This is a genomic window from Candidatus Thiosymbion oneisti (assembly GCF_900092655.1).
In the GTDB taxonomy this organism is placed as follows: domain Bacteria; phylum Pseudomonadota; class Gammaproteobacteria; order Chromatiales; family Chromatiaceae; genus Thiosymbion; species Thiosymbion oneisti.
In genome coordinates this window covers 1-1073 of record NZ_FLUY01001861.1, presented here as the reverse complement: position 1 = coordinate 1073, position 1073 = coordinate 1, and the positions used below count along the sequence as shown (strand labels likewise).

Genomic DNA, 1073 nt, shown 5'->3' with positions numbered 1-1073 from the left:
GGGTCCCGGATGATTGCATAGGAACTAAAGTTGGGTCATTGTTGCGTGCCCGAGAGGTTATGGAACTACTGGTAGCCACTTGTGTATCGGAGAACGCACCATGAACATCCAGCTGCACGCCAATGCGACCACGACCCCGAAGACCCGCCAGTACATTCAGGCGTCCCACCAGTCCGTCACGCAACTAGCCGCTGAGCTGAGCGTCAGCGAGGATACCATCCGCCGCTGGAAGCAACGTGACGGCGTTGCCGATGGCTCGCACACGCCGCACCGCTTGCAGACCACCCTCACCCCGACCCAGGAAGCGGTGGTCGTGGAGTTGCGCAAGACGCTGCTGCTGCCGCTGGATGACTTGCTGGTGGTAACCCGTGAGTTCATCCACTCTGAAGTCTCCCGATCCGCTCTGGACCGCTGTCTGCGCCGCCATGGCGTTTCTAACCTCACGACCCTGCTGCCCCAGGAGGACGGCGCTCAGAGGCCGGTGAAGACCTTCAAAGCCTACGCCCCTGGCTTTGTGCATGTCGATGTCAAGTACCTGCCGCAGATGCCCGACCAGGACCAACGCACGTACCTGTTTGCCGCCATCGAGCGCGCCACCCGCTGGGTCTACGTCGAGATCCTTGAAGACAAGTCAGCAACCTCCGCCAGCGGCTTCTTCAAACGCCTGATCGACCACGCTCCATTCACCATCAGTAAGGTCCTCACTGACAACGGCAAGGAATTTACCGACCGCTTCTGCGCCTCCGGCCAACGCCAGCCGACCGGCACCCATGCCTTCGATCAGGTCTGCGCCGACCACCACATCGAACATCGCCTGACCAAGCCCAGGACCCCACAAACCAACGGCATGATCGAACGCTTCAACGGCCGCATCGCCGATGTCCTGCGCACCCACCGCTTCGACTCCGCCGCCTCACTCCAGACTACCCTCAAACGCTTCGTCTACCTGTATAATCACCATATCCCGCAGAAAAACCTGCACCACAAAACGCCTCTCCAGATACTCAAACAATGGCACGCACAGCAACCCCAACTGTTTAAAAAAATTCCACGTAATCATCCGGGACCTGACA

The 1073-nt window shown here is 59.4% G+C and carries 1 protein-coding gene; it reads left to right on the top strand.

The genetic code is table 11. The features are described from left to right. Positions 1 to 100: 100 nt before the first annotated feature. Positions 101 to 1073: IS481 family transposase (locus BQ17_RS19830; protein ID WP_089730104.1), on the top strand; the 973-nt coding region annotated here is incomplete at its 3' end.